The 25,813-nt window shown below is 76.4% G+C and carries 28 protein-coding genes; 14 read left to right on the forward strand and 14 right to left on the reverse strand.

Going from position 1 to position 25,813, the window contains the following annotated elements; all coding sequences use genetic code 11:
* The first annotated feature begins 38 nt into the window (after positions 1-38).
* Genes AC5FZL_RS02240 through AC5FZL_RS02255 form a run of 4 tightly spaced genes read left to right on the forward strand, consistent with a single transcriptional unit; the run spans position 39 to position 4,297 of the window.
* Positions 39-1,043: an ABC transporter permease gene (locus AC5FZL_RS02240; RefSeq protein ID WP_493616976.1), complete on the forward strand. Its 1,005-nt coding sequence runs from the start codon at positions 39-41 to the stop codon at positions 1,041-1,043.
* Positions 1,040-1,984, forward strand: a complete 945-nt coding sequence (locus tag AC5FZL_RS02245) for an ABC transporter permease (RefSeq protein ID WP_493616938.1) — start codon at positions 1,040-1,042, stop codon at positions 1,982-1,984. The genes AC5FZL_RS02240 and AC5FZL_RS02245 overlap by 4 nt, the downstream gene beginning before the upstream one ends.
* Before the next feature lie 22 nt (positions 1,985-2,006).
* Positions 2,007-3,209, forward strand: coding sequence for an ABC transporter ATP-binding protein (locus AC5FZL_RS02250; protein ID WP_493616939.1), 1,203 nt, complete (start codon positions 2,007-2,009; stop codon positions 3,207-3,209).
* Positions 3,206-4,297: an ABC transporter ATP-binding protein gene (locus tag AC5FZL_RS02255; RefSeq protein ID WP_493616940.1), complete on the forward strand. Its 1,092-nt coding sequence runs from the start codon at positions 3,206-3,208 to the stop codon at positions 4,295-4,297. Before AC5FZL_RS02250 ends, AC5FZL_RS02255 begins: the two co-directional genes overlap by 4 nt.
* Here the strand turns inward: AC5FZL_RS02255 and AC5FZL_RS02260 are convergent.
* The 3 genes from AC5FZL_RS02260 to AC5FZL_RS02270 form a co-directional block, all read right to left on the reverse strand.
* Entirely contained in the window at positions 4,287-5,396 is a 1,110-nt protein-coding gene (locus AC5FZL_RS02260) for a class I SAM-dependent methyltransferase family protein (protein ID WP_493616941.1), read from the reverse strand. The genes AC5FZL_RS02255 and AC5FZL_RS02260 overlap by 11 nt on opposite strands.
* Before the next feature lie 168 nt (positions 5,397-5,564).
* On the reverse strand, positions 5,565-7,352 hold the full coding sequence (locus AC5FZL_RS02265; RefSeq protein WP_493616942.1) for a putative bifunctional diguanylate cyclase/phosphodiesterase: 1,788 nt from the start codon (positions 7,350-7,352) through the stop codon (positions 5,565-5,567).
* 137 nt (positions 7,353-7,489) lie between these two features.
* Entirely contained in the window at positions 7,490-8,350 is an 861-nt protein-coding gene (locus tag AC5FZL_RS02270) for a RecB family exonuclease (RefSeq protein ID WP_493616943.1), read from the reverse strand.
* 51 nt (positions 8,351-8,401) lie between these two features.
* Between AC5FZL_RS02270 and AC5FZL_RS02275 the strand changes: the two genes are divergently transcribed.
* The 5 genes from AC5FZL_RS02275 (at position 8,402) to AC5FZL_RS02295 (ending at position 13,521) form a co-directional block, all read left to right on the forward strand.
* Positions 8,402-9,580 (forward strand): site-2 protease family protein, encoded by a 1,179-nt coding sequence (locus AC5FZL_RS02275; protein ID WP_493616944.1) that lies wholly within the window; start codon positions 8,402-8,404, stop codon positions 9,578-9,580.
* Between the two features lie 11 nt (positions 9,581-9,591).
* Positions 9,592-10,743 carry a tRNA (adenine-N1)-methyltransferase gene (locus tag AC5FZL_RS02280; protein WP_493616945.1) on the forward strand — a complete coding sequence of 384 codons (1,152 nt, stop codon included), beginning with the start codon at positions 9,592-9,594 and terminating at the stop codon, positions 10,741-10,743.
* A 106-nt stretch (positions 10,744-10,849) separates the two neighbouring features.
* On the forward strand, positions 10,850-12,541 hold the full coding sequence (arc, locus tag AC5FZL_RS02285; protein ID WP_493616977.1) for a proteasome ATPase: 1,692 nt from the start codon (positions 10,850-10,852) through the stop codon (positions 12,539-12,541).
* A 1-nt stretch (position 12,542) separates the two neighbouring features.
* Positions 12,543-13,028 (forward strand): DUF3995 domain-containing protein, encoded by a 486-nt coding sequence (locus AC5FZL_RS02290; RefSeq protein ID WP_493616946.1) that lies wholly within the window; start codon positions 12,543-12,545, stop codon positions 13,026-13,028.
* Between the two features lie 109 nt (positions 13,029-13,137).
* Complete coding sequence (locus AC5FZL_RS02295; protein ID WP_493616947.1) at positions 13,138-13,521, forward strand: VOC family protein; 384 nt, start codon at positions 13,138-13,140, stop codon at positions 13,519-13,521.
* A gap of 11 nt (positions 13,522-13,532) precedes the next feature.
* On the opposite strand, the gene AC5FZL_RS02300 is transcribed toward AC5FZL_RS02295, so the two are convergent.
* From AC5FZL_RS02300 to AC5FZL_RS02310, 3 genes are all read right to left on the reverse strand, one after another.
* The gene (locus AC5FZL_RS02300; RefSeq protein WP_493616948.1) at positions 13,533-13,952 is read right to left on the reverse strand and encodes an NUDIX hydrolase; all 420 of its coding nucleotides are present in this window, start codon (positions 13,950-13,952) and stop codon (positions 13,533-13,535) included.
* A gap of 92 nt (positions 13,953-14,044) precedes the next feature.
* The gene (locus tag AC5FZL_RS02305) at positions 14,045-14,881 is read right to left on the reverse strand and encodes an SDR family NAD(P)-dependent oxidoreductase (protein ID WP_493616949.1); all 837 of its coding nucleotides are present in this window, start codon (positions 14,879-14,881) and stop codon (positions 14,045-14,047) included.
* A 15-nt stretch (positions 14,882-14,896) separates the two neighbouring features.
* Positions 14,897-15,376: a GNAT family N-acetyltransferase gene (locus AC5FZL_RS02310; protein WP_493616950.1), complete on the reverse strand. Its 480-nt coding sequence runs from the start codon at positions 15,374-15,376 to the stop codon at positions 14,897-14,899.
* A 63-nt stretch (positions 15,377-15,439) separates the two neighbouring features.
* Here AC5FZL_RS02310 and AC5FZL_RS02315 point away from each other — a divergent pair, with 63 nt between their 5' ends.
* Positions 15,440-15,964, forward strand: a complete 525-nt coding sequence (locus AC5FZL_RS02315) for a GNAT family N-acetyltransferase (RefSeq protein WP_493616951.1) — start codon at positions 15,440-15,442, stop codon at positions 15,962-15,964.
* 5 nt (positions 15,965-15,969) lie between these two features.
* Positions 15,970-16,740 carry a trans-aconitate 2-methyltransferase gene (locus tag AC5FZL_RS02320; RefSeq protein ID WP_493616952.1) on the forward strand — a complete coding sequence of 257 codons (771 nt, stop codon included), beginning with the start codon at positions 15,970-15,972 and terminating at the stop codon, positions 16,738-16,740.
* Here AC5FZL_RS02320 and AC5FZL_RS02325 read toward each other — a convergent pair.
* From AC5FZL_RS02325 to AC5FZL_RS02345, 5 genes are read right to left on the reverse strand one after another with little or no spacing between them, the layout of a single operon-like run.
* The gene (locus AC5FZL_RS02325) at positions 16,737-17,021 is read right to left on the reverse strand and encodes a GNAT family N-acetyltransferase (RefSeq protein ID WP_493616953.1); all 285 of its coding nucleotides are present in this window, start codon (positions 17,019-17,021) and stop codon (positions 16,737-16,739) included. The genes AC5FZL_RS02320 and AC5FZL_RS02325 overlap by 4 nt on opposite strands.
* Positions 17,022-17,075: 54 nt before the next feature.
* The gene (locus AC5FZL_RS02330; protein ID WP_493616954.1) at positions 17,076-17,627 is read right to left on the reverse strand and encodes a GNAT family N-acetyltransferase; all 552 of its coding nucleotides are present in this window, start codon (positions 17,625-17,627) and stop codon (positions 17,076-17,078) included.
* Positions 17,628-17,631: 4 nt separating this feature from the next.
* The gene (locus AC5FZL_RS02335; protein WP_493616955.1) at positions 17,632-18,423 is read right to left on the reverse strand and encodes a nitroreductase family protein; all 792 of its coding nucleotides are present in this window, start codon (positions 18,421-18,423) and stop codon (positions 17,632-17,634) included.
* Between the two features lie 2 nt (positions 18,424-18,425).
* Complete coding sequence (locus tag AC5FZL_RS02340) at positions 18,426-18,770, reverse strand: hypothetical protein (protein WP_493616956.1); 345 nt, start codon at positions 18,768-18,770, stop codon at positions 18,426-18,428.
* Positions 18,767-19,183, reverse strand: a complete 417-nt coding sequence (locus AC5FZL_RS02345; protein ID WP_493616957.1) for a DUF3054 domain-containing protein — start codon at positions 19,181-19,183, stop codon at positions 18,767-18,769. Before AC5FZL_RS02345 ends, AC5FZL_RS02340 begins: the two co-directional genes overlap by 4 nt.
* 32 nt (positions 19,184-19,215) lie before the next feature.
* On the opposite strand from AC5FZL_RS02345, the gene dop reads away from it, so the two are divergent.
* Complete coding sequence (dop, locus tag AC5FZL_RS02350; protein WP_493616958.1) at positions 19,216-20,757, forward strand: depupylase/deamidase Dop; 1,542 nt, start codon at positions 19,216-19,218, stop codon at positions 20,755-20,757.
* 5 nt (positions 20,758-20,762) lie between these two features.
* On the forward strand, positions 20,763-21,368 hold the full coding sequence (locus tag AC5FZL_RS02355; RefSeq protein ID WP_493616959.1) for a GNAT family N-acetyltransferase: 606 nt from the start codon (positions 20,763-20,765) through the stop codon (positions 21,366-21,368).
* Between the two features lie 17 nt (positions 21,369-21,385).
* Here AC5FZL_RS02355 and AC5FZL_RS02360 read toward each other — a convergent pair whose 3' ends face one another.
* Complete coding sequence (locus AC5FZL_RS02360; RefSeq protein WP_493616960.1) at positions 21,386-22,492, reverse strand: adenosine deaminase; 1,107 nt, start codon at positions 22,490-22,492, stop codon at positions 21,386-21,388.
* A 163-nt stretch (positions 22,493-22,655) separates the two neighbouring features.
* Between AC5FZL_RS02360 and rox the strand changes: the two genes are divergently transcribed.
* The gene (gene rox / locus AC5FZL_RS02365; RefSeq protein WP_493616961.1) at positions 22,656-24,095 is read left to right on the forward strand and encodes a rifampin monooxygenase; all 1,440 of its coding nucleotides are present in this window, start codon (positions 22,656-22,658) and stop codon (positions 24,093-24,095) included.
* Between the two features lie 7 nt (positions 24,096-24,102).
* Here the strand turns inward: rox and AC5FZL_RS02370 are convergent, their stop codons facing one another.
* Both AC5FZL_RS02370 and AC5FZL_RS02375 read right to left on the reverse strand, forming a co-directional pair.
* Positions 24,103-24,819 carry an aspartate/glutamate racemase family protein gene (locus AC5FZL_RS02370; protein ID WP_493616962.1) on the reverse strand — a complete coding sequence of 239 codons (717 nt, stop codon included), beginning with the start codon at positions 24,817-24,819 and terminating at the stop codon, positions 24,103-24,105.
* 54 nt (positions 24,820-24,873) lie between these two features.
* Entirely contained in the window at positions 24,874-25,734 is an 861-nt protein-coding gene (locus AC5FZL_RS02375) for a HEAT repeat domain-containing protein (RefSeq protein ID WP_493616963.1), read from the reverse strand.
* Positions 25,735-25,813 lie beyond the last annotated feature (79 nt).

Genomic DNA, 25,813 nt, shown 5'->3' on the forward strand with positions numbered 1-25,813 from the left:
CGCCCACCCGACCGGACCGCACGCAGGAGGCACACCGGGTGCTCCGCTTCATCCTCCGCCGGCTGCTGCTCGTCGTGCCGGTGCTCGCCGGCCTCCTCGTGCTGCTCTTCGCCTGGGTCCGGGCCCTGCCGGGCGACCCGGCGCGGGCGCTGCTGGGCCAGCGCGCGACGCCGGCCGGCATCGAGCAGGTCAACGCGCTCTACGGCTTCGACCAGCCCCTGCTCGTGCAGTTCGGCATCTACCTGCGCCGCGTGCTCACCGGCGACCTGGGCTCCTCGGGCTACACCGGCGAGCCGGTGGTCTCCAGCTTCTTCACCCGCTTCCCGGCCACCATCGAGCTCACCGTCGCGGCGCTGGTCTTCGCCGTCGGGCTCGGGGTGCCCCTGGGCTACCTGGCGGCGCGCTCGGCCGGGCGCTGGCTCGACGCGCTGACCGTCGGCGGCTCGCTGCTCGGCGTGACGATCCCGGTGTTCTTCCTCGCCTACCTGCTCAAGCTCGTCTTCGCGCAGTGGCTGGGCTGGCTGCCCACCGACGGCCGCCAGGACGTGCGCATCGACGCCACGCACGTGACCGACTTCTACGTCCTGGACGGCCTGCTGACCCGCGAGTGGGACGCCGCCTGGGACGCGCTGGTGCACCTCGTCCTGCCCGGCCTGGCGCTGGGCACCATCCCGCTGGCGATCATCGTGCGGATCACCCGCGCCTCGGTGCTCGAGGTGCTCGGCGAGGACTTCGTGCGCACGGCGGAGTCCAAGGGGCTGGCGAAGCGGGTGGTGCGCACCCGGCACGTGCTGCGCAACGCGCTGCTGCCGGTGGTCACCACGATCGGCCTGCAGACCGGGCTGCTCCTGTCCGGGGCGGTGCTCACCGAGTCGGTGTTCGCCATCAACGGGATCGGCAGCTACCTGTTCACGGCGATCAGCCAGCTCGACTACGCCGTCCTGCAGGGCTACATCCTCTTCATCGCGCTGATCTACGCGCTGGTCAACCTCGTCGTGGACGTCCTCTACGGCGTCATCGACCCGAGAGTGAGGGTCTCGTGACCGCCATCGCGCCCCCGCCCAGCTCCGGCGCCCCCGGCCTGGCGCCCGCGACCGCGCTCGGCGTCGCGGAGGAGGAGGGCGGCGTCAGCCTCGTGCGCGGCGCCGTGCGCCGGCTGCGCCGCGACCCGGCCGCGATCACCGGCGCCGTGCTCGTCGTCCTCTTCGTCGCCGTGGCCCTCGCCGCTCCGCTCCTCGCGGGCTACGCGCCGGGGCGCTCGATGCCCGGCAGCGGCGTGACGCCGTCCTCGGTGCCGGGGCCCTCGCCCGGCCACCCGCTCGGCCTGGACTCCTCCGGGGTCGACCTGCTGACCCAGCTCGTCTACGGGGCCCGCCAGTCGCTGGTCATCGGCGTGGTCTCCACCGGGCTGGGGCTGGCCGCCGGGATGGTCCTCGGCGTCCTCGCCGGCGCCTTCGGCGGCTGGGTCGACACCCTGCTCATGCGCGTGGTCGACCTCATGCTCTCGATCCCCAGCCTGCTGCTGGCGATCAGCATCGCCGCGGTCCTCGGGCAGAACGGCACGTCGGTGATGATCGCCATCGCCGTCGCCCAGGTGCCGATCTTCGCCCGGCTGCTGCGCGGCTCGATGCTGGCGCAGCGCTCCGCCGACTACGTGCTGGCCGCCACCTCCCTCGGGCTGCGCCACCGCACGGTGGTGATGAGCCACCTGCTGCCCAACTCCCTGGGGCCGGTGATCGTCCAGGCGACCCTCGTCCTCGGCACCGCGATCATCGAGGTGGCGGCGCTGTCCTACCTCGGGCTCGGCGACGCCAACCCGGCGGTGGCCGAGTGGGGGCGCCTGCTCGTGCGCGCACAGCCGCGGCTGGAGTCCGACCCCCACCTGGCGCTGCTGCCCGGCGCCTGCATCGCGGTGACCGCGCTGGGCTTCACCCTGCTCGGCGAGTCACTGCGCGAGGCCCTCGACCCGAAGGGGCGCCGATGAGCACCGACCTGGAGGGGCGCCGATGAGCACCGCGATCCCGGTGGCGGCCCCCGCGGCCCGTCCCGCAGCCGGCGCCCCGCCGCTGCTGTCCGTGCGCGACCTGCGGGTGACCTTCACCCGGCGGGGCCGGGCGCCGGTCCACGCCGTGGACGGCGTCTCCTTCGACGTGCGCGCCGGGCAGGTGCTGGGCCTCGTGGGGGAGTCCGGCAGCGGCAAGTCGGTGACCTCCCTCGCCGTCACGGGGCTGCTGCCCCGCCGCGGGGCGCAGGTCAGCGGCCAGGCCCTGCTCGACGGCGAGGACCTGCTGACCATGCCGCGCTCGCGGCTCGCCGACCTGCGCGGCAAGGACGTCGCGATGGTCTTCCAGGACCCGATGTCGTCGCTGAACCCCGTGGTGCCGGTCGGGCTGCAGATCACCGAGGTGCTGCGCCGGCACACCGGGGCCTCGCGCGCCGCCGCGAAGGAGCAGGCGGTGGACCTCCTCGGCCGGGTCGGCATCCCCGACCCGCGCCGGCGGGTGCGCGAATTCCCCCACCAGCTCTCCGGTGGGATGCGCCAGCGCGTGATGATCGCCATCGCGATGGCCTGCAGCCCGCGCCTGCTCATCGCCGACGAGCCCACCACCGCGCTCGACGTGACCATCCAGGCCCAGGTCGTGGAGCTGCTGCGCGACCTCGTGCGCGAGCAGGGCACGGCGATGCTGCTCATCACCCACGACCTCGGGGTGGTCGCGGGCGTGTGCGACGACGTCACGGTGATGTACTCCGGCCGCGTGGTCGAGCGGGCCGAGCGGCGGGAGCTGTTCGCCCGGCCGCGGCACCGCTACACCGCCGGCCTGCTGGCCTCGGTGCCGCGCCTGGACGGCCCCCGCCAGGAGCGCCTGACCCCGATCCCGGGCACGCCGCGCGACGTGCTGCCGTGGTCGCGCGGCTGCGCCTTCGCCCCGCGCTGCACCGCCGGGGACGACGCCTGCCTCAGCGGCGACCTCGCCCTGGTGCCCGGCGGTGAGCCGGGCGCCGGGGCCGCCGTGGCCGCCGGCACCGGGGCGGGCACGGGCGCGGGCCACGGCTCGACCGCCGAGGAGGCCGCCGTCGGCGGTCACCTCATGCGCTGCGTGCACCCCGTGCCGCACGACCAGCGCGACGAGCACGACCACCACGACGAGCACGACCACCACGACGAGCACGACCACCACGACGAGCACGACGAGGGAGGCCCGCGGTGAGCGAGCAGGTGGCCGCCCGGCCGGCGCCGGGGGACGACGTCCTGCTGCGGGTGCGGGGGCTCCAGGTGCACTACCCCGGCCGCGGCGGGCTGCTCGGCCGCGGAGGGGCGCCGGTGCGGGCCGTCGACGGCGTCGACCTCGACGTCGTGCGGGGCACGACCCTGGGCCTGGTGGGGGAGTCCGGGTGCGGGAAGTCGACGCTGGGGCGCGCGGTGCTGCGCCTGACCGAGCCGACCGCGGGGGAGGTCGTCTTCGACGGCACCGACGTGCGGGCGCTGGGCCGCGAGCCGCTGCGGAAGCTGCGGCGGCGGATGCAGATGGTCTTCCAGGACCCGATGGCCAGCCTCGACCCGCGCCAGTCGGTGCAGAGCCTCATCGTGGAGCCGCTCGTGGCGCACGGCCTGGCCGGCACCGGCCGCGGCGGCGGGGCCACCCGCGACGCCCGGGTGCGCGAGCTGCTCGACCTCGTCGGCCTGCCCGCCTCGGCCGCGGCCAAGTACCCGCACGAGTTCTCCGGCGGCCAGCGCCAGCGGATCGGCATCGCCCGGGCGCTGGCCGTGGAGCCGGACCTCGTCGTGGCCGACGAGCCGGTCTCCGCGCTCGACGTCTCGGTGCAGGCGCAGGTGATCAACCTGCTCGAGGACCTGCAGGAGCGCCTGGGGCTGACCTACGTCGTCATCGCCCACGACCTGGCCGTCGTCCGGCACATCAGCGACACGGTCGGCGTGATGTACCTGGGCTCGATCGTGGAGCAGGCGCCCAGCGACGACCTCTACGAGCAGCCGCTGCACCCGTACACGATCTCGCTGATGTCGGCGATCCCCGTGCCCGACCCGGTGGTGGAGGACCAGCGGGAGCGGATCCTGCTCGCCGGCGACCTGCCCAGCCCGGCGACCCCCCCCTCGGGCTGCCGCTTCCACACCCGGTGCCCGTTCCGGCAGGCGACCCGCTGCGACGACGAGGTGCCGGTGCTGCGCGAGCTCGCGCCGGGGCACACCGTCGCCTGCCACTGGGCCGAGCAGATCCGCGACGGCCGGATCACCGCCTCCGAGCGCGCCGGCGACCCGGCGGCGACGGTCAGCGCCTGACGTCCACCACGGCGTAGATCCCGTCGGTGGGGGTGCTCACGGTCGTGCGCGCCAGCGGCAGGCCGGCGAGGCGGACCAGCTCGACGAGCTCGTCGCTGCTGCGCGGGAACAGCCGCGGCCAGCCGATGCCGCGCTGGTTCATCTGCAGCTCGCGGCGGTCGGCGAGCATGTTCGCCACCACGAGCACGCCGCCGGGGCGCAGCAGGCGGTAGGCGTTGCGCAGCAGGCGCACGCAGGCGGCGTCGCGGAAGTACTCGAAGATGCCCACGGCGTCGACGACGGAGGCGCTGGCCTCCCCGAGCTCGTCGACGAGGCGGTCGCGGGCGACCACGCCGGTCACGAGGTCGCGCTCGAGCAGGCTGAAGTCCCCGCCCTCGACGAGGCCGCGCTCGGTCGCGAGCCGGCGGGCGAAGACGAGGGCGGCGGGGTCGAGGTCGACGAGGTGCAGGTGCGGGTCGGCGCCGGGGGTGCCCTCCAGCGCCGCCACGGCGTCGAGCACCGGCACGGCGGCGCCGCACGCCAGGCTCACCCAGGCCGCGCGGCCGGCGCCCTCGGGCGCGTCCTGCGACGCCTGCTGCACCACCGCGCGGAGCACCTGCGCGCGGGTGCGGATGCCGATCGAGTCGAGGCAGTCGGTGAAGATGCTGTGCGCGAGGGCGTCGACGGCCGCGCCCGAGGGCAGGCGGGGCTCGAACGGCCGCTGCACGGGGTACAGGGCGCTGGCACCCGGCACGAGCTCTCGCCGCCACTCCCGCATCGCCGCGGACCGGTAGAACCACCGGGACACCTCGTTGTGCAGCACCAGCTCCCCGGCGACGACCTCCGGGGCGCGCCAGTGGGGGTTCTTGCGCAGGAGCGCGTCCTGCTCGGCGAAGTCGGCCAGGACCTGCGGGCGGTCGGCGGACGCCGGGCCGTCGTCGACGGCGAGGGTGCGGTGGCGCACGCCGGTGGTGAGGTCGATGACCTCCTCGACCAGCTCGACGCCGGGTACCTCGACCGGCGGTGCGGCGACGACCGGCAGGCTCAGCGAGAGGTCGAGGGGGGAGGGGGGCGCGGGCTGAGCGGGGATGCGGTCGTCGGTCGTGGGCCGCAGGACCATGCTCGCTCACTCCTCAGGCCAGGGGGTCGACGCCGGCCGCGACGATCTTGCCCCACGGGCGGTCGTTGCGGTGGGCAACCCCCCTGATCGGGCCAGCCCGGACATCGGAGCCCCTGGCACGCGTGGCGGAGCGTGCCCCGAGCGCGTCCCGAGCGTGCTGGTGGGGGCCTAGGGCGCCGAGCGCGACCAGCGCGCGGCGGTGGTCGGGAGCACCGCGCTGGGGCGGCCGAAGAGCCACCCCTGGGCGCAGTCGCAGCCGTTGTCGGTGAGCCAGCGGGCCTGGGCCTCGGTCTCCACGCCCTCGGCGACGACGCGCAGCCCCAGCGCGCGGGCCATGGCGAGGATCGCGGCGACCAGGGGCGCCTCCTGCTCGGCTCCCGTGATGTCGGCGGTGAAGGAGCGGTCGATCTTGAGGATGTCGACCCCGGCCCGCCGCAGGCGGTGGAGGCTGGAGTAGCCCACGCCGAAGTCGTCCATGGCGGTGCGCACCCCCATGGCCCGCAGCCGGTGCAGGTTGCCGGCCAGGTGCACCGACTCGATGTCGTAGTGGCTCTCGACCAGTTCGAGCACCAGGCGCTGCGGGGGCAGGCCGCTGACGCGCAGGGCCTCCGAGACGGTCGCGGCGTAGGCGGGGTCCTGCAGCTCGCGGCCGCTCGCGTTGACCGTCACGTAGGGCAGGACGCCGTCCACCGGCGTCCAGGACGCCGCCTCCCGGCACGCCTCCTCGAGCACCCAGCAGCCGAGCTCGACGATGGCGCCGGAGTGCTCGGCGTCGGCGAGGAAGTCCACCGGCGGGAGCAGGCCGCCGTCGGGGTGCTGCCAGCGCACCAGCGCCTCGGCGGCCACGGTCGCCCCCGAGCGCAGGTCGACGATCGGCTGGTAGTGGACGACGAACTCCCGGCGCGCCAGGGCCTCGAGGACCGCGCGGCCGTCGCGCCCCGCGCCGGGGTGCTGGTGGGCCCGGGCGCGGCCGTCGCGCTTGGCGCTGTAGAGGGCGGAGTCGGTGCGGGCGACGAGCATGGAGGCGGACTCCGCGGGCTCGCGCGCGGCCACGCCGGCCGAGCAGGTCGCCCCGGCCACGAGCTCGCGCTGCAGCTGCGCCACGAGGTCGCTGGCGCGGTCCGCGGTCATCCCCGGCAGGACCAGGCCGAACTCGTCGGCGGTCATCCGGCCCAGGGTGGCCCCGGCGGGCACCAGCGGCGCCCACGCCGCGGCGATCTGGACCAGGAGGCGGTCGCCGGCGGGGCGGCCCCGGTCGTCGTTGAAGGCCTTGAAGTGGTCGACGTCGAGCACCGCGAACGACAGCCGGCCGCCGTCCCCGGTGGAGGCGATCGCCTCCTGCAGCGCCCGCTCGACCCCGCGGCGGTTGGCCAGGCCGGTCAGGGAGTCGGCCTCGGCGTGCTCCAGGGCCCGGGCGAGCCAGCCCACCACCGCCCCCAGGAGCAGGGCCACGCCCCAGATGACGATCTGCTCTGCCCGGCCCACGCCGGGCTGCAGCGCCAGCGCGGGGGCGCCGACGGCCACCGTGGCCACCATGTGCAGCACCGCGGCGCGCCGCGGGAGGATGAGGAAGGCGTACCCCGGAGCGAGGCAGTAGACCGAGGCGTAGGCGACGGCGCTGACGCCCCCGCCGGAGGCCATGAGCGCCGTGGTGATGAGCAGGACGCCGCCGAAGGTCACCACGTGGGGCAGCCACGGCGGTGCCGCGCGGCGGCGCGCCAGCATGTACACGCCGGCGAGCAGGGCGACGAGGTTGACCAGCCGCACGGCCAGCAGGTCGCGCCCGGCCACGCCGGAGGTGGTGAAGGTGCTCGCGATGACCAGGGCGCCGGTGGCGACGAACAGCCAGCCGCTGAGCACCGAGATGGCCGGGTTCGCCGTCAGGACGGCGGGTCGCCTCGATCGCGGGGCGTGTCGCTGCGCGCCCCGCGAACGGCTGGTCTGCCGACTGCTCACGAGGGGATCATCGGCCGGGGAGGGCGCGTCCTGGAGCGTTCCACCCGAACAGCCCTCCTGAGTTCCTCCGCCGGACACGCGCCACCCGACCGGCGCCGTCGTCCTCGAGCGGCGCTGGGCGAGGCTGCGCGGCGGGGTCAGTCGGCGGACAGTGTGGCACCCGGGAGCGGCGGCGGAGTGCCACCGAAGACCGGACACAGCGACTGGTGGGCGCACCAGGAGCACAGCTTGCTGCGGCGCGGGCGCCAGTCACCGGTCTCCGTGGCCCGGGCGATCGCCTGCCACAGCGCCTCGACCTTGCGCTCGGTGGCCAGCAGCTCGGGCTCGGTGGGGGAGTAGCGCAGCACCTGGCCGTCGCCGAGGTAGACCAGCTGCAGCATCGCCGGCACGACCCCGCGCAGCCGCCACAGCACGAGGGCGTAGAAGCGCATCTGGAACAGCGCCTTGGCCTCGAAGCCCTCGCCCGGGGAGCGGCCGGTCTTGTAGTCGACCACCCGCAGGTCACCGGCGGGGGAGACGTCGAGCCGGTCGACGTACCCGCGCAGCCGCAGGCCGGACTCCAGGTCGACCTCGACGAGCAGCTCGCGCTCGGCAGGCTCGAGCCGGGTGGGGTCCTCGAGGGAGAACCAGCGGTCGATGAGGGCGGCCGCGGAGGTCAGCCACTCCTGCTCGGCGGCGTCGTCGAAGAGGTCCGCGAGCTCCGGCTCGCTCTCGCGCAGCTCCTGCCACTGCGGCGCGAGCAGCTCGGCGGCGGCGGCCGGCGTCCGCTGGGCGGCGGGCAGGTCGAACAGGCGCTCCAGGACGGCGTGGACGACGGTGCCGCGCACGGCCGCGGGGCTCGGCGGCTCGGGCAGCTTGTCGACGACGCGGAAGCGGTAGAGCAGGGGGCACTGGACGAAGTCCGACGCGCGGGAGGGGGACAGCGAGGGCCCGGTGCCCCGGCTCGGGCGCGTCCGCTGCCGCGGGGCGGGGGCCAGCGGCGTGCTCGGGGAGGACATGGCACCAACGGTAGGCCCGGGCACCGACAGTCCGGCCCGTACCCTGGACGGGTGAGCGCGACGGAGCAGCACGAGGGCGAGGCGCCGGTGCGCTCGGAGGGGATGCGGGTCGGGACCCTGCTCGGGGTGCCGGTGCTGGTGGCCCGCTCCTGGTTCGTCATCGCCGCGGTGATCACGTTCACCTTCGCGCCGCTCGTCGTGCGCGCGGAGCCCGGGATCGGCCCCGCCGCCTACCTCGTGGCCTTCGGCTACGCCCTCCTGCTGTGCCTGTCGGTGCTCGTCCACGAACTGGCCCACGCCCTGACCGCGCGGGCCTTCGGCATCCCCGCCAGCCGGATCGTCCTGACCCTGTGGGGCGGGCACACGCAGTTCGAGCACGACGTCGCGACGCCCGGGCGCAGCTTCGCGATCGCGGTCGCCGGACCGGCCTCCAACGGCGTCCTGGCGGTGCTGGCCTGGGGCGCGGACGCCGCCGCCGACCCCGCGCCGCTGGGACACCTGCTGCTGACCGCCCTGTGGATCACCAACGGGTTCGTGGCCCTGACCAACGTGCTCCCCGGGCTGCCGCTGGACGGCGGGCGCCTGCTGGAGGCCGTCGTCTGGCGCACCAGCGGCGACCGCGACCTCGGCACCGTCGCCGCGGGCTGGGTGGGACGCGCGGTGGCCATCGGCGTCCCGCTCGTGGCGATCGGCCTGCCCCTGCTGCGCGGTGCGCCGCTCTCCTGGTTCACGGTCGTCTGGGCCGGCGTGCTGGGCGCGCTGCTGTGGGCGAGCGCGGGCGCGGCGCTGCAGGGCGCCCGCATCCGACGCCGCGCGCCCTCGGCCACGGTCGCCGCCCTGGCCCGCCCGGCGGTCTCGGTGCCGGCCCGCTCCTCCCTCACCGAGGCGCTCGCGGCCAGCGCCCGCGCCGGCGAGGGCACCCCCGTGGTGCTCACCGGGGTCACCGGCGAGCCGATCGCGGTGCTCGACCCGGTGGCCGTGGCCGACGTCCCGCTGGCCCGGCGGGACGGCGTCATCGCCGCCTCGGCGGCCCGCGCCCTGCCCGCGGGCGCCGTCGTCGCGCCGGGGATGGCCGGGCAGGACCTGCTGCGCGCCCTCAGCGACGTGCCGGCCGAGGAGTGGGTGGTCCAGGAGCCCGGCGGCGCCGTCACCGGGATCCTGCGCGCCAGCGACGTCGTGGCGGCCGTCATGGGCCCCCGCGCGCGCCGGGCCGCCGCGCAGCGCTCCTAGACTCCTCGCCCGTGGCACCCCCGGACTCCGCGTCCCCCTCCTCTCCCGAGCCGACGCCGGCCCCCGCCGCCGACCCCACGGGGGCGGCCGCGCGGCGGGGCCCGTTCCGCGCCGGCGACCGGGTCCAGCTGACCGACCCGCGCGGGCGCCTGCACACCATCACCCTCGGGGCGGGCAAGGAGTTCCACACCCACCGCGGGTACCTCGCCCACGACGACCTCATCGGCGCGCCCGAGGGCACCGTGCTGGCCAGCACCGCCGGCATCGAGTACCTGGCCCTGCGCCCGCTGCTGGCCGACTACGTGCTGTCGATGCCGCGCGGCGCCGCCGTGGTCTACCCCAAGGACGCCGGGCAGATCGTCGCGATGGCCGACATCTACCCGGGCGCCCGGGTCGTCGAGGCCGGGGTGGGCTCGGGCGCGCTGAGCATGTCGCTGCTGCGGGCGGTCGGGGACGGCGGCTCGCTGCACTCCTTCGAGCGGCGCGCGGACTTCGCCGACATCGCCCGCAGCAACGTCGAGGCCTTCTTCGGCGCCCCGCACCCGGCGTGGACGGTGACCGTCGGCGACCTGGCCGAGGCCCTGCCCGAGCACGAGGCACCCGCGTCCGTCGACCGCGTCGTCCTCGACATGCTCGCCCCCTGGGAGTGCCTGGACGCCGTCGCCGGCGCGCTGGCCCCCGGCGGCGTCCTCATCGCCTACGTCGCCACCGCCTCCCAGCTCTCCCGCCTGGCCGAGGACGCCCGCGCCGACGGCCGCTTCACCGAGCCGACCGCCTGGGAGTCGCTCGTGCGCGGCTGGCACCTCGAGGGCCTGGCGGTGCGCCCGCAGCACCGGATGGTCGGGCACACCGGCTTCCTGCTCACCACCCGCCGGCTCGCGGACGGCGTCGCGCCGCCGCAGCGCCGCCGCCGCCCGGCGAAGGGCAACGCCGACGCCGAGGGCGTGCTCGTCTCGCCGTGGGCGGACCCCGCCGACCCGGTGGGCTCGCTCGACGCCTCGGGCGAGGGCGGCGACCCCGTGGAGGCGCTGGCGTGGGACGCCGAGGGCGTCGGCGAGCGGCCGGTCTCGGACCGCAAGGTGCGCCGGGCCGCGAAGGAGGCCGCGCGCACCGCCGAGGCCGCGAGCGGGTCCACCGACTCCGGCGGCACCCCCGCGGGTTAGGGTCGAGCACGGATCGACACGGGCCCGCCCGGCGGGCTCCGGGAGGTGCACTGTGTCCCAGCACGACTTCGACTCCAGCTCCGGCCAGCCCGCGGACCGCCGCGTCCTGGAGGGCCTCCGCGACGAGCTCGCCGTGCTGCGGCGGCGCCTGGCCGAGTCCCCGCAGCGGCTGCGCGCCCTGGAGGACCAGGCCGCCGACCTGCAGCGCCAGCTCAGCGCGTCCACCGCGCAGAACGACCGGCTGGTGCGCACGCTCACCGAGGCCCGGGCCCGGCTCGTCGAGCTCAAGGCCGAGGTCGAGCGGCTCGCCCAGCCGCCCAGCGGCTACGCCACCTTCCTGGCCTTCCACGAGGACGGCACCGCCGACGTCGTGCAGGCCGGGCGCAAGGTGCGGGTCGCCGTCAGCCCCGCGGTCTCCCCCGCCGACCTCGGGCACGGGCAGGAGGTGCTGCTCAACGAGGCGATGGTCGTCGTGGCCGCCGGCGGCTTCGACCGGATCGGCGAGGTCGTCACCCTCAAGGAGGTCCTCGACGACGGGCGGGCCCTGGTGCTCGCGCACGCCGACGAGGAGCGCGTGGTGCGCCTGGCCGCCCCGCTGCAGGCGGCGAAGCTGCGCGTGGGCGACGCCCTGAACTTCGACCCGCGCTCCTCGCTCGTCTTCGAGAAGGTCCCCAAGGCCGAGGTCGAGGAGCTCCTGCTCGAGGAGGTCCCCGACATCGACTACACCGACATCGGCGGCCTCGGCCCGCAGATCGAGGCGATCCGCGACGCCGTCGAGCTGCCCTTCGCCCACCCCGAGCTCTACCGCGAGCACGGCCTCAAGGCCCCCAAGGGGATCCTGCTGTACGGCCCGCCCGGCTGCGGCAAGACGCTCATCGCCAAGGCGGTCGCGCGCTCCCTGGCCACCCAGGCCGCGCAGCGCCAGGGGCTGAGCGAGGTGCGCAGCTACTTCCTCAACATCAAGGGCCCGGAGCTGCTCAACAAGTACGTCGGCGAGACCGAGCGCCACATCCGGCTGATCTTCGCCCGCGCCCGGGAGAAGGCCGGGGAGGGCACCCCCGTCATCGTCTTCTTCGACGAGATGGAGTCGCTGTTCCGCACCCGCGGCTCGGGCGTGAGCTCGGACGTCGAGACGACGATCGTGCCGCAGCTGCTCGCCGAGATCGACGGCGTCGAGCGCCTGGACAACGTCATCGTCATCGGCGCCTCCAACCGCGAGGACATGATCGACCCGGCGATCCTGCGGCCCGGCCGCCTCGACGTGAAGATCAAGATCGAGCGGCCGGACGCCGAGGCGGCGCGGGACGTCTTCGCCAAGTACCTGACCCCGGACCTGCCGCTGCACCCGGACGACCTGGCCGCCAACGGCGGGTCGCCCACGGCGACGGTGCAGGCGATGATCCAGCGCGTCGCGGAGCGGATGTACGCCGAGACCGAGGAGAACCAGTTCCTCGAGGTGACCTACGCCAACGGCGACAAGGAGGTCCTGTACTTCAAGGACTTCAACTCCGGCGCGATGATCCAGAACATCGTCGACCGCGCCAAGAAGTCGGCGATCAAGGACCTGCTCACCCTGGGCCAGCGCGGGCTGCGGATCGAGCACCTGCTCGACGCCTGCGTGGACGAGTTCAAGGAGAACGAGGACCTGCCCAACACCACCAACCCCGACGACTGGGCGCGGATCTCGGGCAAGAAGGGCGAGCGGATCACGTACATCCGCACGATCGTCCAGGGCAAGTCCGGCACCGAGCCGGGCCGCGCCATCGACACCGTCAACGGCACCGGCCAGTACCTCTGACGTGCTCGCGCGCCTCGCCCGGCCGTTCGCGCTCGGAGCGGCCGGGCTGGCGCTCGCCCACGCCGCGGTGAGCCTGTACTGGGCGCTGGGCGGCACGGCCCTGCTCGACACCGTCGGCGGCGCGGTCGCCGAGGCCGCCGAGCGGGGCGGGCCCACGGCGGTGGCAGCGGCGGCGGTCGTGGTCCTGGCGAAGGTGGCCTGCGCCCTGCTGGCCCTCGCCCTCGCGCAGCCACGGGGACGGCGTCCGCCGCGGCGTGCGACGGGCCGGCTGGCCCTGGCGGTCGGGGTCCTCCTGGCCCTCTACGGCGCGGTGGTGACCGCTGCGGGCGCCGTGGCGCTCACGGGCGTCCTCGGGCCGGTCGCCGACCCGCGCGCGCTGCGCTGGCACACGGCGCTGTGGGACCCGTGGTTCGCGGTGTGGGGGCTGCTGCTGCTCGCCGCGGCGCTCGGGCGCCTCAGGGCGGCACCTCCACCGCGGCCCGCGTGAGGCCCTGGACGGCAGACGCGGGCCGGGCCCTGGTGCGCCGCCCCACCGGCTGGCAGGCTCGGCGGGTCGGCCGCGCGACAGGCGCGGCCCGCGGGGCGAGGAGGCGGTCGTGGAGCGGGTGACGGGCATCGGGGGGTTCTTCTTCGCGGCCGCGGACCCCGACGCGGCCTCGCGCTGGTACGCCGAGCACCTGGGGGTCGACCCGGTGCCGGAGTCGTACGGGGGCACCTCCTGGCAGCAGGAGGCCGGGCCGACCGTGCTCGCGGCGATGCCCGCCGGCACCGAGCACCTCGGGCCCGGGCGGTCGTGGGCGATCAACTTCCGCGTGCGCGACCTCGACGCGATGGTGGCGCAGCTGCGCGCCGCGGGGATCGCGGTGGCGGTCGACCCCGAGGCGTACCCGAACGGCCGGTTCGCCGACCTGCACGACCCGGAGGGCAACGCCGTCCAGCTCTGGGAGCCCGGGGGCGTCGACGCGCCGGCGGCGCGTTGAGGGCTGCCGCCTCAGCGCAGGCCGGCGAGGGCCCGCCCGACGTCGACCAGCCCGACGCGGTCCAGGTCGTCGACCTGCTCCAGCGGCACCCAGGCCGCCGTGTCGGTCGTGCCGCCGACCTCGTCGCGCAGCGTCCCGCCGACCACGTGCGCGCGGTAGACGACGCGCAGGGCGTGCAGCGGCCCCCGGCCGGAGCGGATCCGGTGCTCGGCGGGGACGACGTGGGAGTCGATGCCGAGCAGCTCGTCGAGGACGGCGTCGTAGCCGGTCTCCTCGAGCACCTCGCGCACGGCGGCGTCGGCGGGGTCCTCCCCGGGGTCGATGCCCCCGCCGGGCAGCGTCCAGCCGGTGCGGCCCGCCTCGTTCCAGTGCGCGAGCAGGATGCCGCGGGGCTCGACGATGACGGCGTAGGCGGCGACGCGGGTGTCCACCGGCGACACGGTAGGCGGCGGGGCGCCGGGGGCTGCAGGCCCGTGGTGAGCGCCGCCCCGCGCCACGACGGCCGGGACGCGACCCGGCCCGCTCACGCGCGGTACCGCTCGGCCAGGCGGGGGCCGCTCCCGGCCCGCACGCCCAGCTCGGCCTCGACGAGGCGCTCGACCGCCGCGGGGTCGGCCAGACCCGGCACGCACACGACCTCACCGCGGGCCAGCGCCGCGAGCGAGGCGATGACGACGTCCTGCGCCGGCATCGCGGCGGCCGAGTGCCCGACGACGTCCTCCGCGCCCTCCGCGACCGGCTCCAGGCCCGACCCGAGGTGGAACTCCGTCGCGGTGTAGCCCGGGCACACCACCTGCGCGCTCACCCCGCTGCCGGCGAGCTCGGCGGCGAGGGTGCGGGTGAACGTCACGAGGTAGCCCTTGGTGCCGGCGTAGACGGCGCGGGCGGGCAGCGGGTCCGGCGGCAGGGAGCCGGCGAGGGCCAGCAGCGACGCCACGTTGACGACGGCGCCGCGGCCGCGCTCGCGCATCCCGGGCAGCGCCGCGCGGGCGAGCAGGGTCGGTGCGGTGACGTTGAGCTCGACCACCTGGGCGAGCACGGCCGGGTCGACGGCGTCGAAGGGGCCGTAGCCGTTGATGCCCGCGTTGTTGACCAGCAGCGCGACGTCGGGGCGGGCCACGCGCTCGGCGACCGCGGCCCGGTCTCCGGCGGCGGCGAGGTCGGCGACGAGCACCTCCACCTGCGCACCGGCGGCGGACAGGCCCCGGGCGAGCGGCTCGAGCCGGTGCGCGCGCCGGGCCACGAGCACCAGGTCGTGCCCGGCGGCCGCGAGGTTCTCGGCGTAGGCGGCGCCGATGCCGGACGACGCGCCGGTGACGACGGCCGTGCCAGGACGGGCGGGGGCGGCTGCGGAGGTCACCGGCCCATCGTCGGGTCAGTCCAGGGCCAGTGCCAGCTCGCGGAAGGGGCGCCCTCCCGGGCCGGCGAAGTCGCGCACCGGGGTCAGGCCCGCCCGACGGCACAGGGCCAGGGAGCGCTCGTTGAAGACGGCGACCGCGGTGCGCAGGGCCGTCGGCGCGAACAGGCCACGACCCAGCGCCACCGCCTGCGGGAGGAGCGCCGTGCCCACCCCCGAGCCGGTCAGGTCGGGGTGGACGCCCGCCCCGACGTCCAGGACGCCGGCCACCGCCTCCTGCCCGAGCACGCGCGCCTCGGCCCCGAAGACGCAGAACGCGACGACCCGGCCGGCGCCGTCCACGCACGGGTAGTACCCCTCGCCCTGCGGCGAGCGGGCGGTGAGCAGCGCCGCGCCCGCGGGGCCGACGTCGTAGACGTCGTAGGGCGGCGGGTAGGCCCAGCCCGCGACCTCGCGGGCCTCCGCCGCGGTGAGGGCGCGCGCCATCAGCGTTCCCACGGCGGCGAGGCTAGCCAGGAACGGCCTGGACGCCGCGCCCGGGACCCGCGAGCATCCCGGTCCGTGACGCCGACCGACCCGCCGCCCGTGACCCTGGTCCCCCTGCCGCTGCCGGCCCTGGCAGCGCTCGCCGACGGCGACCTGGCGCGCGCCAGCGCCGCCGCCGGGGTGGCGCTGACCCCGTGGCTCGTCTCCGACGAGGTCCGCTGGCTGTGGCCGGTCCGCCGGGACCAGGTCGCGGCCGACCCGCCCAGCGCCGCCTGGGTGGTGCGCGCCGCGCTCGCCGGGCCCGAGGGCGTCGTCGGTCACGCCGGCTTCCACGGGCCGCCGGACGAGACCGGGACGGTCGAGGTCGCCTACGCCGTCGACCCCCGCGTCCGCGGGCGCGGGTGGGCCCACGCGCTGCTCGCGGCCCTGCTGGCGCGCGCGGCGGCCGAGCCGGCCGTGCGGGCCCTGCGCGCCAGCGCCAGCCCCGACAACGCCGCCTCCCTCGCGGTGCTCGCCCGCGCCGGGTTCGTCCCGGTCGGCGAGCAGGTCGACGAGGTCGACGGCCTGGAGCTCGTGCTCGAGCGGCCGGTGGCAGGCTGAGCGGCGTGTGGGACCCCGACGTCTACCAGCGCTACGCCCGCGAGCGGGGCCGCCCGTTCGACGACCTGCTCGCGCAGGTGCGCGCCGAGGCGCCGCGCACCGTGGTCGACCTCGGCTGCGGCCCCGGCGACCGCACCGCGACCCTCCTGCAGCGCTGGCCGGGCGCCGTCGTCACGGGCGTGGACAGCTCCCCGGAGATGATCGCCGCCGCCGGGGAGCGGGCCGTGCCCGGGCGCCTGGGCTTCGTCGAGGCGGACCTGCGCACGTGGCGGCCGCCGCAGCCGGCGGACGTCGTGCTCTCCAACGCCACGCTGCAGTGGCTGCCCGACCACCTCGACCTCCTCCCGGCCCTGGTGGACGCCGTGGCGCCGGGAGGCTGGCTGGCGTTCCAGGTGCCGGCCAACTTCGCCAGCCCCAGCCACACCCTCCTGGCGGACCTGCGCCTGAGCCCCCGCTGGCGCGAGCGGGTGGGCGAGGGGGCCGACCGGGCGCTCGCGGTGCACGAGCCGGGGGTCTACCTCGCCGCGCTGGCCGGCCTGGGCCTGGCCGTCGACGTCTGGGAGACCACGTACCTGCACCTGCTGGAGGGCGAGGACGCCGTCCTGGAGTGGACCCGGGGCACCGCGCTGCGCCCGGTCCTGCCGGTCCTGGACGAGGGTGAGCAGGCCGCGTTCCTCACCGAGTACGCGGCGGCGCTGCGCGAGGCCCACCCGCGCCAGCCGCACGGCACGGTGCTGCCGTTCCGGCGGATCTTCGCCGTCGCGCAGCGCGCCTAGCCCTCGGCGACGAGGTCGGCGTACTCGCGGTGGTCAGCGAGGAAGGCGGAGAAGAACTCGCACGCCGGCACCACGGCGAGGCCCTGCGCGCGGGCGTCGTCCAGGGCCGCGGTGGCCAGGGCGCTGCCGATGCCCTGGTCCTGGTGCTCGGGGTCGACGACGGTGTGGGGGAAGACGATGCGGTCGCCGTCGCGCGCGTAGGCGGCGAAGCCGACCACCTCGCCGTCCGCGGTCAGCGCCTCGTAGCGGTCCTGCCCGTTGTCCTTCACGGTGACGTCCATGGCGCGATGGTGGCAGCCCGCCACCGCGGCAGCCCCTCGGGCCGTCGCGGCTCCTCAGGGCGCGGGGCGGCGCAGGCGGTAGACGACGTGGTCGCGCGGGTCGCGGGGGTTGTCCGGCTCGAGCTCGCCCTCGGCGGCGCGGGTGAACCCGGCGCGCTCCAGGGCCCGCCACGAGCCGGTGTTGCCAGCGGCGACCGGCACGAGGACCTCGCCGGCGTCGGGCCAGGCCGCCCAGGTGCGCGCCACGAAGGCGGCGATCATCGCTGCGCCGAGACCGCGGCCGCGGGCGTCGGGCTCGCCGATGAAGTAGTCGATGCTCAGCGCCCCCGGTGGCACGGGCAGCACCGTCGACAGCTCGGCCAGGTCCTCGGGGTAGGCGGCGACCGGGTAGCGCTGGATCAGCCCGAACTCGCGGCCGTCCGCGCTGACCACGAAGACCTCGGTGGGCTCGCGGCCGTCGATGCAGGGGCCGAAGTCGCGCTCGAGGGCCTCGGGCCACGCGTCGTCGTCCCACCAGCGCGCCACCAGCGGCTCGGCGAGCCAGCGGGAGAGCGTGCCGAAGTCGTCGCGGCCCAGGGGCCGGAAGTCCAGCTGCGGCGCGGTCACGGGATCAGTCGTCCCAGCCGGTCTGCGGCGTCGCGCAGGTGCCCCGGAAGACGTACTGCGAGGGCAGGCGGCGCTGGGAGCTGGACCAGTCGATGCTCGGGCGCCGCTGCTCCGCCGGCAGGTACCCGATCCGGTAGACGGCCATGAGCTCCAGCTCCGGCGGCACCTCCAGCAGCGCCTCGATCCTCGGCCAGGCGCCGGGGACCTCCATGGGGAAGGACACGAACTGGATGCCGAGGCCGAGCTCGGTGGTGGTCAGCCACACGTTCTCCATCGCGGCGCCCATGGAGAACAGCGAGTAGAAGGCGCTCAGCTCGCCCGGGCGGTGCTCGGCGCGGTCGAGCATCACGCCCAGCAGCAGCGGGGAGCCGGCCACCAGGGCCCGGTTGTCGCGGCCGAGGGTCTGGGGCACGCGCAGGGCGTTCATCATCCGCTGGCCGCGGCGGGTGAAGACCTGGCTGGTGAAGGGGCGCAGCGGTGCGGGCAGCCGGTCGAAGAGCATGCCGCTGCGGGTGGCCTCCATCTCCGCGGCCGAGAAGCGGAAGTACGGCTTGTACCGCTCGAAGAACGTGCCGTTCGACATCGCCGTGGTCATCGACTCGCCGCTGATGTCGGCGATCGCCTCGATCGTGGCGCGCTCCTCGACGATGACGAAGCGCCACGGCTGGCTGTTGAGCTGCGACGGCGCGCGCCCGGCGACCTCCATGAGCAGCCGCTGGTGCTCCACCGAGACCGGGTCGGGCAGGAAGGGGCCGTTGGTGGTGCGGCGGCGGCGGATCGCCTCGAGCAGCTCCACGGTCACCGCCTCGCCGCGCGCCGCACGACGACGGCGCTCAGCGCGAACCAGGGGGCCGCGGCCAGGGCCAGGACGACGTGCGCGCGCCGGCGGGCGGAGACGAACGGGATGAGCGAGAGCGGCACGGCGGCCGGCAGCAGCGCCCAGCCGGCCCGCGCGCGCGGGTCGCGGGTCCACAGCAGCGAGCTCGCGGCGGCCCCGGCGGTGGCGGCGGTGGCGGTGAACAGCGCGTGGTGCAGCCAGCGGAACCCGGAGGTGTCCAGGACGCGGGTGGCCACCGCGACGCCCAGGGCGACGTTGGCGGTGTAGCTCGCGGCGGCCGCGGTGAACAGCGGGGCGGGGTTCACGGGCGCGACGCCGTCCGCCGGGCGAGCGCGCCGGCCAGGCCGCGCCAGCCCAGCAGGAGCACGCCGAGCACCACGGCCGAGACGACGACGAAGCTGACCTCGGTGCCGCGGCCGGAGAGCACCCGGTACAGCTGCCCGAGCGCCACCGCCGAGACCCACACGACCACGCCGGTGCGCCGCGAGAGGGGAGCGCGCCAGGCGTTCGCGGCCACCCAGCCGGCCGCGAGGCCGGCCAGGAACGGCCAGGCCGTGCTCGCGACGCCGGCGACGTCCAGGCCCTCGGCGTGCGAGCGGCGTCCGGAGACGACGAAGACGAGCACGGCGGCGACGTCGAGCGCAGCGGCGCTCGCGGTCCGGCGCGCGGTCGCGGGCGGGCCGGGCGGGGCGAGCGCACCGGGAGCGGGGCTGGTCACGGGCTCACGGTAGACGCCTAGGGTGGTCGTCGATGAGCGTGCGCCGGGTGATGGGGATCGAGACCGAGTACGGGGTCTCCTCCCCGGGCCACCCCGACGTCGACCCGGTGCTGCTGTCCAGCCAGGTGGTCACCGCCTACGCCCCGCCGCTGGGCACCCGCGCCCGCCGCGCCCGCTGGGACTACGAGGACGAGGCGCCCCTGCGCGACGCCCGCGGCTTCGAGGTGGCCCGCTCGGCGGCGCACGCCAGTCAGCTCACCGACGCCCGGGGCCGGGACGCGGCCTGGGCCGAGGCCGACGACCCCGGCGCGGCGAACGTCGTCCTGACCAACGGCGCGCGGCTCTACGTCGACCACGCCCACCCGGAGTACTCCAGCCCCGAGGTCACCTCGCCGCTGGACGCCGTGCGCTGGGACCGCGCCGGGGAGCTCGTCATGGTCGCCGCGGCCGCGAAGCTGGCGGCGACCCCGGGCCTGGACCCGGTCAACCTCTACAAGAACAACACCGACAACAAGGGCGCCTCCTACGGCACCCACGAGAACTACCTCATGGCCCGGGCCACGCCGTTCCCGGCGATCGTGCGGGGCCTCGTGCCGTTCTTCGTCTCCCGGCAGGTGGTCACCGGCGCGGGCCGGGTGGGGATCGGCCAGCACGGGGAGCTGGCCGGGTTCCAGCTCAGCCAGCGCGCGGACTACTTCGAGACCGAGGTGGGCCTGGAGACCACGCTCAAGCGGCCGATCATCAACACCCGCGACGAGCCGCACGCCACCGCCGACCGCTACCGGCGCCTGCACGTCATCGTCGGCGACGCGAACCTCTGCGAGGTCGCCACCTACCTCAAGCTCGGCACCACCGCGCTCGTGATCGACATGGTCGAGGCCGGCACCGCGCCCGACGTCGTCCTCGCCGGCCCGGTGGCCGCGATGCACGACGTCAGCCACGACCCGTCCCTGACCCACCTGCTCCGCCTGGCCGACGGCACCCGGCTGACCGCCGTCCAGCTGCAGTGGCGCTACCTCGAGGCCGCCGCCGCGCACGTCGCCGCGCGGGAGGGCGCCGACGACCCGCAGACGGCCGACGTCCTCGCCCGCTGGGAGCAGGTGCTCACCGACCTCGAGGCCGACCCCATGCGCCTGACCGCCCAGCTGGACTGGGTGGCCAAGCTGCGGCTGCTGCAGGGCTTCCGCGACCGCGAGGCCCTGGAGTGGTCCAGCCCGCGCCTGGAGCTCATCGACCTGCAGTACGCCGACGTCAACCCGGCCAAGGGCCTGCACGCCCGGCTGCGGGCGCGGGGGTCGGTGGAGACGCTGGTCGACCCGGCGCTGGCCGAGGCCGCGGTCACCGAGCCGCCGGAGGACACCCGCGCGTGGTTCCGCGGCCAGTGCCTGGCGCGCTACGGGCGCGACGTCGTCGCCGCCAGCTGGGACTCGGTGATCTTCGACGTCCCGGGGCGCGACTCCCTGCAGCGGGTGCCGATGCTCGAGCCCCAGCGCGGGACGCGGGCCAGCACCCAGGCGCTGCTCGACCGCTGCCCGGACGCCGCGGCGCTCGTCGACGCCCTCAGCGCCCGCTGACCCCCGTGCCCGACCCCGCCCTCGGCGCCCACGACCCGCGCCCGCTCCCGGAGCCGCTCGACGACACGCGCAGCGCCCGGCTGGTGCTCCGCAGACCCACCGCGGACGACGTCCCCGACCTGTTCGCGATGTACTCCGACCCCCGCGTCTGGCAGGGCGACCCGCTCCTGCGCCACACCGAGGTCAGCCGCACCGAGGCCGCGGTGCAGCGCTGGAGCGAGGGCTGGCGCGGGCACGGCCTGGGGCTGTGGGTGGCGCGGGCCGCCTCCGGCCCGGCGCGGGGCCGCCTCGTCGGCGTCGGTGGCTGCAACCGGCCGGGCGAGGACGCGTGGAACCTCGCCTTCACCCTGCGCCCCGAGTCCTGGGGGCAGGGGCTGGCCCAGGAGCTCGCCGCGGCCTCCACCGCGTGCGCGCGGGCCCTGCGCCCCGACCTGCCGGTGACCGCCGCCGTCGCCGGGCGCAACACGCGCTCGCAGCGCGCCGTGGAGCGGGCCGGGCTGGTGCAGGTCTGGCGGGGGCCGGACGCGAAGGACCCCGACCCGGCTGCCGACCTCGTGCTCTACGCCGACCGCCCGCTGCCCGAGGAGCTCGTGCGCCGGCTGACCGCCTAGCCGTCCCCGCGGGCCCCCTAGAGGGCGGCGAAGCCCTCGCGGACGGCCCGGACGAGGTCCTCGCGGGCGTCGGCGGGCAGGAAGGCGGCGCGGGCGGCGGTCAGCTGGAACTCCTCGACATCGGCCAGGTCGTAGCCGAACGCCTGCACCAGGGCGCCCAGGTCGTCGGTGAGGGTGGTCGCGCTCATCAGCCGGTTGTCGGTGTTGACGGTGACCGCCATCCCGCTGCGGCGCAGCAGGTCGAAGGGGTGCTCGGCCATGCTCCGCCCCCAGTGCGCGAAGGCCCCGGTGTGCAGGTTGGACGTCGGGCTGAGCTCCAGCGCGATGCCGCGGTCGCGCACCCACGAGGCGATCGGCCCGAGGACCGGCCGGCCCGCGGCGTCGACGGTGATGTCGAGGGCGAGGCGGACGCCGTGGCCCAGGCGCAGGGCGCGCCCGTCCAGCAGGGCGGAGGCGATGCTGGGCAGGTCGTCCGCCTCGCCCGCGTGCACCGTGACGGGCAGGTAGGAGGCGGCGAGCAGGTCGAAGGCGGCGCGGTGGGCGCTCGGCGGGAAGCCGGCCTCCGGCCCGGCGATGTCGAAGCCCACCACCCCGCGCTCGCGGTGGCGCAGGGCCAGCTCGGCGATCTCGACGGCGCGGGCGTTCTGGCGCATCGCGCACAGGAGCAGGGTCACCGTCGTCGAGCCGCCCGCCGCGCGCACCTCGGCCGCGCCGGCCTCCAGGCCGGCCTGCACCGCCTCGACCGCCTCGTCCAGCCCCAGGCCGCCGGTGGCCGACTGCTCGGGCGCCCAGCGCACCTCTCCGTGGACGACGCCGTCGGCCGCGAGGTCCAGGACGTACTCGCGGGCCACCCGTTCGAGGTTCGCCGCCCGGTGCAGCACGGCGGTGGTGATGTCGAACGAGCGCAGGTAGTCGACCAGCGACCCGGTCGTGGACTGCGCCAGGAACCAGGCGCCCAGCTCGGCCGGGTCGCTCGTGGGCAGCGCGATGCCCTCGGCCTCGCTGAGCTCGACGACCGTCGCCGGGCGCAGGGCTCCGTCGAGGTGGTCGTGCAGGCTCACCTTCGGCGCCGCGCGCAGCACCGCTGCGGGGACCGCGGTGGTCGGGCTGGTGGGGGTGCTCACGGGCTCTCCTGCGCTCGGGGTGAGGCGCAGGGGCGTGGAGCGGCGTGGCGTCCGGACGCCCCCCGCCACGGTCACCGTAGCGCGGCGCCGGGGGCTTGCGGCAAGACCCGGGCGGTGCTCCACAGTCCACGGGCGGAGGGCGAGACCGCGCGGAGGGGGAGCTGTGATCGACGTGGTCGTCGCCGGCGGCGGGCCGACGGGCCTGATGCTGGCCAGCGAGCTGCGCCTGCACGGCGTGGGCGTGCTGGTGCTCGAGAGGGAGGCCCAGCCGCCGACGCACGTGCGCGCGCTCGGCCTGCACGCGCGCAGCGTGGAGGTGCTGGACCAGCGCGGCCTGCTGGAGCGGTTCCTCGCGCTCGGCCAGCAGCACCCCCTCGGCGGCTTCTTCACCGCCATCGCCAAGCCGCCGCCGCCCCACGTCGACACCGCCCACCCGTACGTGCTCGCGATCCCGCAGCCCACCACCGACCGCCTGCTGGCCGAGCGCGCCACCGAGCTCGGCGCCGAGCTGCGGCGCGGCGCCTCCCTGGTCGGGCTGAGCCAGGACGACGAGGGGGTGAGCACCGAGCTCGCCGACGGCACGCGGCTGCGCTCGCGGTACCTCGTGGGGTGCGACGGCGGGCGCAGCACGGTGCGCAGGCTGCTCGGCGTCGCCTTCCCCGGTGAGCCCAGCCGGGTCGACACGCTGCTCGGGGAGGTGGAGGTCACCGCCTCGGCGGAGGAGGTGGCCGCCGTGGTGGCCCGCGTGCGCAGGACCCAGCTGCGGTTCGGCCTCGGGCCCTTCGGGGAGGGGGTGTACCGCGTGGTCGTGCCCGCCGAGGGGGTGGCCGAGGACCGCTCGGTCCCGCCGACCCTGGAGGAGGTGAAGCGGCAGCTGCGGCGGCACGCCGGCACTGACTTCGGCGCGCACTCACCGCGCTGGCTCTCCCGCTTCGGCGACGCCACCCGGCTCGCCGAGCGCTACCGCACCGGCCGGGTGCTGCTGGCCGGGGACGCGGCGCACGTCCACCCCCCGGTCGGCGGGCAGGGGCTCAACCTCGGGCTGCAGGACGCGTTCAACCTCGGCTGGAAGCTGGCCGCCGAGGTCGCCGGCTGGGCACCGGAGGGGCTGCTGGACAGCTACTCCGCCGAGCGGCACCCGGTGGCCGCCGACGTCCTGGACCTCACCCGCGCCCAGATGCAGCTGCTCTCGCCCGAGCCCGGTCCCCAGGCGGTGCGCCGGCTGGTCTCGGAGCTGATGGACCTCGAGGACGTCGGCCGGTACCTCGCCGAGCGGGTCGCCGCCCTCGACGTCCGCTACGACGTCGGGCAGGGGCACCCGCTGCTCGGCCGCCGGCTGCGCGACGTCCAGCTGGGGCGCGGGCGCCTGTACGCCCTCCTGCACGCCGGGCGCGGGCTGCTGCTCGACCAGAGCGGCCGGCTCTCGGTGGCCGGCTGGGAGGACCGCGTCGACCACGTCGTCGACGTGATCGACGCCGCCGAGCACCTCGACCTGCCCGCGGCGCTGCTGCGCCCCGACGGCCACGTGGTGTGGGTCGGGGAGGACCAGGGCGACCTGCTCGCCCACCTGCCCCGGTGGTTCGGCGCTCGCGGGCGGGGGTGACCCGCGCTCAGCGGGGGCCGTCGGCCAGGGCCGCGGAGACCGCGGCCTCCACGTGCAGGCGCGTGGTGGGGAAGAGCGGGACGGGGCTGTCCGCGGCGGTGACGAGCAGCTCGATCTCGGTGCAGCCCAGCACCACCCCCTCGGCGCCGGCGTCCCGCAGGCGCGCGATCACCTCGCGGTAGGCCTGGCGCGAGTCCTCGCGGACCACCCCCAGGACGAGCTCCTCGTAGATGATCCGGTGCACCTGCGCGCGGTCCTCCGCGGGCGGCACCAGGACGGTCAGGCCGTGGCCGGCCAGGCGCTCGCGGTAGAAGTCCTGCTCCATGGTGAACGCGGTGCCGAGCAGCCCGACCGTGGACAGCCCCGCCCGCGCGACGGCCGCGGCGGTGGCGTCCGCCAGGTGCAGCAGCGGGATCGAGACCGCGGCCTGCACCTCGTCGGCGACCTTGTGCATCGTGTTCGTGCAGATCAGCAGGAGGTCCGCGCCCGCGGCCTCCACCCCCCGCGCGGCTGCCGCCAGGAGCTGCCCGGCCTCGTCCCACCGGCCGCTCATCTGCAGCCGCTCCACGTCGGCGAAGTCCAGCGAGGCCAGCACGAGGCGGGCGGAGTGCAGCCCGCCCAGGCGCTCGCGCACGAGCTCGTTGGCCAGGCGGTAGTACTCCGCGCTGGACTCCCAGCTCATCCCGCCCAGCATCCCGATCACGCGAGGGCCCTCAGCTCCCATGGCGCCAGCCTGGCACGGCGAGGGCGCCGGTGGCCTCCCTCCCGCGATGAGCGGTCAGGCGGAGGCGCTGCAGCGGGCGATCGCCGTGTCGACCTCCTCGACCACCGCCTCGTCGAGGTCGGTGCGCGCGCGCAGGGCCTGCAGCACGGGCAGCAGGCGGGCGTCGGCGAGGTCGGCGGCCGCCTCCACCCAGCCGTCCTCGAGGTCGGCGAGGGACTCCTCGTCCGGTGGGTCGAGACGGCGTACGAGCACCTCCAGCACCCGCTCGTCGCCGCGCTGGGCCAGGGCTCGCGCGGCCTGCGCGGCGGTGTCGCCCCGCTCGTCGTCGAGGTGGGCGGCCAGGGCGTCGCGGACGGCGGGGGTGTCGACGTCCAGCTGCAGACCGAGCCCGAACACCGCCTGGTCGCGCACCTCGGCGTCCTCGTCGGCCAGGGCCGCCAGCAGGCCCTGCACCGCCTCGCCGGCCGGCGGACTGCCCGCCGCCAGGGGGAGGGAGGAGACCGCCTGCCAGCGCACGTCGCCGTCCGGGTCGCCGGTCAGCGCCACGAGGGCGGCCACGGCCGCCGGGCCCGCGTGGGCCAGGACCTTCGCCGCCACCCAGCGCAGGTCCTCCTGCGGAGCGGCGGCCGCCGCCGCGGCCTGGTCCAGCAGCACGGGCAGCACCCGCTCCGCGCGCGCCGGTGACCACGGGGAGGCCAGCGCGCCGAGCACCTCCAGGGCCACGAGGCGCTCGGCGGGGTCGGGCGAGGCGCCCCAGGCCACGGCGTCGGCCAGCGCCGCGGCCGGGTCGGCCAGCACGTGGGAGCGCACCGCGGCGGGGAAGCCGACGCCGGTGCCCTCCGAGCGGGCGGCCAGCAGCGCCGAGAGCGCTCCGGCGCGAGGGGGACCGGCGGGGACGTCCGTGGGCTCGCTCACGGGAGTCGATGCTGCCACGCCCGCCGTCAGGGGCTGCGCCTACGATCATCCGGACCAGCAGGTCCACCGCACCGCGTCC

It is taken from the genome of Quadrisphaera sp. DVD1, assembly GCF_058932755.1.